We start from the raw sequence: 2,928 nt of genomic DNA, 5'->3' as shown, positions 1-2,928 counted from the left end.
AAATATGGCGAAGGGCTTTGATGCCCCGCCAACCTTAGAGCGTAGCGGTTCTGAGCACCGGAGGGCGGTTACATCCCTTGCCCTTTTGGAAAGGGCGAGGGCTTGGGAGTGGGTTAAGGACCCTCCCGCTGGGGAGGGACAGGTGGGGCATCAACAATACATCTCCTCATAATACTTCTGATACTCCCCAGAAGTAACATGATCCATCCATTCCTGATTTTCGAGATACCATTTTACCGTCTCCTCGATACCCTCCTCAAACTGGAGAGATGGCTCCCAACCGAGTTCCTTCGGCAACTTTCGAGAATCGATGGCATAACGCGGATAAAGAACAGGTAAAGAATGCCTATACAATATTTTCCATTCATTTACGTTTTATCAAAAAGCAATGAACTATAAGTTATATATGAAACATCTTTATCAATATCTCCGGCTCCTTCTTTGGCGAATTCTTGATGCCATAGACCGCAAGCTCGGACCAGGACCAGGCGACCATCGCCTCTAACCCACATTCAAGGACCCATGCGCATTCTCGTTACAAACTCAGGGAGAAGCGCAGACAGAGTAGGTGGCACTGTTCCTTGGCAAGCCCATACAATTCACCCCAATCCACATCATGAACAGGACGAGCCGACAGCTCATCATTCCATAATGCGGACTTCAATAACAGGAACAAATTCTTTTGCTCCATAGTCCAAGTAAAATCCAATTAAAAAATATAGATGGGTTAGCAAGAGGAGAAAAAACATTCTTGCTAACCTATGTTAAGTATCTTAAATCGTAATATTCAGTTCTCGCAAAACCGTATTCAAGTCACAAAATCTCACACCCAATGCATTACAAGCATCTGGAATTTTCACTCTGCGTCTGCATTGTGGATCTGCAGTTTCATTCGTTACGAGCGTATATCCCTTTGCAGCTGCTGTAGCCACAAGATAAGCATCTGCCACTGTTGCAAATTCAGAAACAGCCTCTGGTCTGTAAACTGCATTAGATTGAGCCCAATTCATAACATCTCCATACTTGACCATTACATCAAGCTCGTTCTCGATATAAAATCCAGCAGGAACATTGTCCTTCATCCAGACGGTCAATTCATCACCACCTTTATCTATCTCTCCTTTCACTTGAATGTTAGAAAACACGTTGCCAGAATTTATCATTCCAGCAATCTTAGTCCAAAAAGTGGGCCACAAGTCCATAGGCATCTCATGCTTTGAACGAATGAATATGTTGGTATCAAAAATATATGCCATAGACCTTAGATATTATGGGTCATAAAATGCTGGTAGGTATTACCAGACAGACCAGTTAGACGATAAGCCTCCGTATATTCCAACTGACGGCTGTTTACGGCATTGCGCACATGGATAGCAAATAGTTTTCCTACTCTTTTTACACTGGTAAGATAGAAATCTCCACCACCACCTTTTTTCTTCTCAACTATAGGACGATGGCTGTATTCCATCCAGAAATTCCGATAAGCCTGATCGCTCAATAGTCCTAAGTCATGGGCTCTACGAGCTACAACTATTTCACTCACCTTAAACTGACGAGATTGCTTCTTGATGTCATGATTCCAGGTTTCACGCAACACATGGGCAGGAACAAGAAATTCTGCTGCCATCGCATCGCAATATCTCTCATAAGTATCATGGGCACCCAAGTCCTCACCAGCATGACCAGCACTTACACCTAACATGATATGTGCTACCTCATGAATCAAGGTAAACAATTGGGCAGACTTGCTGTCGGCACTGTTCACAAAAACATACGGTGCAACACGATCAACTAATGCAAAGCCACGACATTCGCTAACCTTCAATGTACGTTGCGTATTATTCCCAACGACACCATTATAGGCAACGAACACGCCAACCTGCTCCAATCGCTCTGTCAGAAGCCCCACCGCCACATCTGTTTTGGCAAGACTGAACGCCCATCGAGGTTCCAAGTCCAATTTATTTCTGAGAAGATTGACTGCTTCACCTATTGGAGTTTGCAGCGTTATACTGTTCACCAATTGGCATATTTCAATGTCATTCTCTACAAGATAATCTGCCAGCCAATCCTGTCGAGTACGAATCGTTGTGACTGTATCGTAAACATTGAGATCAAAGCGATTCATTTTTCCTGCTTCACCACGGAACATCGGGAAAGGAATCGTTTCTTCTAGTCTATTCTGCAAAAACAGATATCCAAAAGGAATATAGAATCTCTTGGCAAATTGTTGCAGTTGGTTTACAGTAGGCAGTTTCTCTCCAGAGAGCCAAGACGCCAACTTAGGGAAAACTTTCACAGCCCTCTCTTCATTGAAGCCAGCTCTTTCAAATGCCCAAACAAGCATTTCTGGTCGTATGTTATTTAATCTCGTTACTGCCATTTCTTCTCATTTTTTAAGAATGCAAAAATACGATTTTTTTTGTAAAGTACGTTACTTTATTACAATATTTAACCTATTAGTCGCAAACTTGCCATTCCCAGATACATGTCTAGGAATATGCCTCTCTATTCTAACTATTATTAAGCGGTCACTTTAGGTACGTTAAGCCATAAAATGAATGCTTTTTTATTATCTTTTAAGAAAAAATCATTACGCAAACAATGAAGCATCTTGGTATAGTTTACTTTTTGGTCTTTACAGAACCCATGAAGGTTCTTGCTCTTGTACTCGGTTCGAAACTTACGAACCATTGAGGCATAGAACTTGCCTACTTCGTTTATATTCATTTAGTCCCAAATTTAAAATTCGGGGCAAAGGTATATATTTTTATTAACGTACACAAGACGGCCTAAAGTGACTGCTTACCCCCCATACAATCCCATCCCGCAAAATATGGCGAGGGCTTTGATGCCCCGCCAACCTTAGAGCGTAGCGGTTCTGAGCACCGGAGGGCGGTTACATCCCTTGCCCTTTTGGAAAGGGCG

Annotated in this window: 3 protein-coding genes and 1 pseudogene; all 4 read right to left on the bottom strand. The window is 42.6% G+C overall.

Features of this window, described 5'->3' with window-relative positions; all coding sequences use genetic code 11:
- Positions 1 to 150: 150 nt before the first annotated feature.
- Positions 151 to 321: pseudogene (locus tag ACQRBJ_RS15785) on the bottom strand (dTDP-glucose 4,6-dehydratase); the annotation flags it as partial.
- A 214-nt stretch (positions 322 to 535) separates the two neighbouring features.
- A complete protein-coding gene (locus ACQRBJ_RS15780) occupies positions 536 to 691 on the bottom strand; it encodes a hypothetical protein (RefSeq protein WP_445304196.1) in 156 nt (51 codons plus the stop codon).
- 82 nt (positions 692 to 773) lie between these two features.
- Positions 774 to 1,256: a DUF4411 family protein gene (locus ACQRBJ_RS15775; RefSeq protein WP_444400364.1), complete on the bottom strand. Its 483-nt coding sequence runs from the start codon at positions 1,254 to 1,256 to the stop codon at positions 774 to 776.
- A 5-nt stretch (positions 1,257 to 1,261) separates the two neighbouring features.
- Positions 1,262 to 2,383, bottom strand: coding sequence for an ImmA/IrrE family metallo-endopeptidase (locus ACQRBJ_RS15770; RefSeq protein ID WP_445304195.1), 1,122 nt, complete (start codon positions 2,381 to 2,383; stop codon positions 1,262 to 1,264).
- Positions 2,384 to 2,928: the final 545 nt, after the last annotated feature.

The organism is Prevotella sp. SGI.167 (assembly GCF_050313615.1).
In the GTDB taxonomy this organism is placed as follows: domain Bacteria; phylum Bacteroidota; class Bacteroidia; order Bacteroidales; family Bacteroidaceae; genus Prevotella.
Note: the sequence above shows the minus strand (reverse complement) of the source record. Positions and strands in the feature narration are given on the sequence as shown.